Origin of the sequence: Salipiger sp. HF18, assembly GCF_011806505.1 — a bacterium.
Taxonomy (GTDB): domain Bacteria; phylum Pseudomonadota; class Alphaproteobacteria; order Rhodobacterales; family Rhodobacteraceae; genus Salipiger; species Salipiger thiooxidans.
Genome location: NZ_JAATOS010000566.1, coordinates 1 through 2,415 on the forward strand (window position 1 = coordinate 1; position 2,415 = coordinate 2,415).

General features: G+C 66.5%; 4 protein-coding genes. 2 read left to right on the top strand and 2 right to left on the bottom strand.

Going from position 1 to position 2,415, the window contains the following annotated elements:
• Window positions 1-91: 91 nt before the first annotated feature.
• The gene (locus tag HC022_RS24155) at window positions 92-499 is read right to left on the bottom strand and encodes a universal stress protein (protein WP_008883288.1); all 408 of its coding nucleotides are present in this window, start codon (window positions 497-499) and stop codon (window positions 92-94) included.
• Between the two features lie 745 nt (window positions 500-1,244).
• Here HC022_RS24155 and HC022_RS29490 point away from each other — a divergent pair.
• Window positions 1,245-1,442 (top strand): winged helix-turn-helix domain-containing protein, encoded by a 198-nt coding sequence (locus HC022_RS29490; RefSeq protein ID WP_254885259.1) that lies wholly within the window; start codon window positions 1,245-1,247, stop codon window positions 1,440-1,442.
• Between the two features lie 63 nt (window positions 1,443-1,505).
• On the opposite strand, the gene HC022_RS24165 is transcribed toward HC022_RS29490, so the two are convergent.
• Window positions 1,506-1,823, bottom strand: a complete 318-nt coding sequence (locus HC022_RS24165; protein WP_008882939.1) for an antibiotic biosynthesis monooxygenase — start codon at window positions 1,821-1,823, stop codon at window positions 1,506-1,508.
• Window positions 1,824-2,043: 220 nt separating this feature from the next.
• Between HC022_RS24165 and HC022_RS24170 the strand changes: the two genes are divergently transcribed.
• A partial coding sequence (locus HC022_RS24170) for a DUF484 family protein (RefSeq protein WP_167454095.1) occupies window positions 2,044-2,415 on the top strand: 372 nt, incomplete at its 3' end.

The window sequence follows — 2,415 nt, forward strand, 5'->3', positions numbered from 1 at the left end:
CTCGGCCTTCATCCAGACACGCAAACGGGCCGGTCGACGACCGGCCCGTTCCGCTTTCGGGGCCCAGGCGAGAGCCCTTGTCAGGCGGCACCTAGCGCAGAACGTGCACCGCGCATTTGGCGTGGCGGACCACCTGCGTCGCGGTGGAGCCCATGAGCAGATCCCCCATGCCCGGACGGTGCGAGGCGATCACGATGAGATCGCTGCCCGCGTCGGCGGCATAGTCGAGGATGGTGCGTCCCGAATGCCCGTCGACAACCACGCCCCGTGCGCCGTCCATCTTGGCGGCAAGCGCGTCGAGATCGTCCTGCACGGCCTTGTGCGACTGCACCAGGTAATCCGGCGGCATGTAGGTCACGGCGTAACCGGGGATGTGTTCGATCACGTGCAGAAGCGTGACCTCGGCGCCCTCGGCCGCCAGTTCGCGGGCCACCGACATGGCGGCCTCCACCTTGGCGTCGCTATCGAATGCAATCGGGACCAGAATGTTCTTGTACATTTGGCGGCCTCCTTTCTTTCCTGAGGCCACATTGACCTATCCGAAGGGGTACCGCCTTGATCCAAATCACACTCTCCAGGCCCTGATCGCTTCACAATTTGGGCACATTTGGCCATTAAAACGTTCATCAGGCCGCAGAAGGCGCCATTCCGTACCCCCGTTCCGCCATCGGCGCGACGGACCGACATGCCCGAGGATTTCGTCCCGGACATGCGGCGGGAAGCAATGGCACCGCGGCCCCGTTCAGGATCCCGCCGCAACGCCGCTCGCGAAACGACCTGAATGAGGAACGACACCATGCGTTATCTGATCGCCGAAACGACCTGGAAGATGGTGAGCCTGTCGAAGGCCGTGTCCGACACCGGCACCCTCTTGTCCCGCTGCGAAGCCGGCGACGAGATCGAGGATTTCCACAGCATGAAGGCGCACGACCTGCTCGTGCTCGACGCGGGCCAGCTGACCCGCGGCGCCTCGCTGTCGCGTCTGCGCGAGCTGAACCCGGAGACGCCGGTCTGCCTCATCGCCCGCAAGCCCTCGCCCGAGCAGATCGCGAGCTGGCTCCTGTCCGGCGCCGACACGGTGATCGACGACACCGCCTCCACCGCCGAGATGCTCGCCCGTCTCGCCGCGGTGGCGCGGCGCGCCCACGGGGTGTCGCAGCCGAAGCTGGAATGCGGACCGCTGGTGCTCGACCTCGATCGCCGCCGCGTGCATGTCGGCGCGGTGACCCTCGCGCGAAGGGCTGCTGAACCACGTCTACGGCTTCGAGAACGAGCCGGCGCCGCGGGTCTTCGACGTCTACATGTGCAACCTTCGCAACCACCTTGTCGGTGTTGCTGGCGCCCTCCGGATCGAGACCGTCCGGGGCTCGGGCTACAGGCTCGAGGTCACCGAGCGCCGCCGCACCGCACGCGCCCCGGCGGCAGGCCGCCACGCCGCCTGAGGGTGCAAGGGTCCCGCCCGGCGCCGCACGGCCGGGCGGGACCTTCTCGTCTCGGATCGCGGCTCAGAACACCGCCGCGACGTCGTACATCACCGGCTCGAAGCTGCGGCTGAGCGCGTTGAAGTTGCGGTTCCGCTCGCGCATCTCCTCGCTGCGCAGCATCGCCTGGAAATCCTCGCGCCGGGTCCATTGCGAATAGTTGGCGATCCGGGTCTGGGCGTCGTTCACGTGCAACCCCGCTCCGATGAAGCCGGGCTGTTTCGAGATGAAGCTCTGGTAGGCGTCTCGCAGCGCATCCAGCAGGTCCTGGCAATTGCCGGGGCTGGTCTCGAATGTGGTGATGACAGTCTGACAGGCGCTCGGGCTGGTAATTTCTGGCATGGCTCTCCTCCGTTCCCGACCGCAGTCTTGCACGGAACCGTAACGCCGCCAAACCTTTCCAATGACATGTGAAATCCTCGGGCCGCCGCGCCCGGCGGACGGGCATTCACGACAGATGCGCAACACGAACGCGAAAGAGGCCGGGGCTTCGGAAATTTCTGGGCGCGCGGGCGGGACGGACCTGCTAGGGTCACTGACAACGAAAAAAGACGAGACGGGCATGAGCGGCAACACCCTGACGATTGACGAGTCCCTGCGGGAAGAGATCATCTCGCGTCCCGACATGATCCTTGACGATCGCGACCTGATGCAGGCGCTGATCGCGGCGAACGAGCGGTCCATGGGCGGCAACATCGTCGACCTGCGCGGCATCGCGATGGAGCGGCTCGAGGCACGGCTCGACCGGCTCGAGGACACCCACCGCAGCGTCATCGCCGCGGCCTACGAGAACCTCGCCGGCACCAACCAGATCCACCGCGCGGTGCTGCGGATGCTCGACCCCGTGGAGTTCGAGCCCTTCCTGCGCGATCTCGCGGGCGAGGTGGCGCAGATCCTGCGGGTCGACGCGGTGCGGCTGGTGCTGGAATCGGGC

Bases quoted from the DNA above. Each gene is read 5' to 3' on its own strand.
- HC022_RS24155 (WP_008883288.1), bottom strand. From the start codon at position 499: ATGTACAAGAACATTCTGGTCCCGATTGCATTCGATAGCGACGCCAAG.
- HC022_RS24165 (WP_008882939.1), bottom strand. From the start codon at position 1,823: ATGCCAGAAATTACCAGCCCGAGCGCCTGTCAGACTGTCATCACCACA.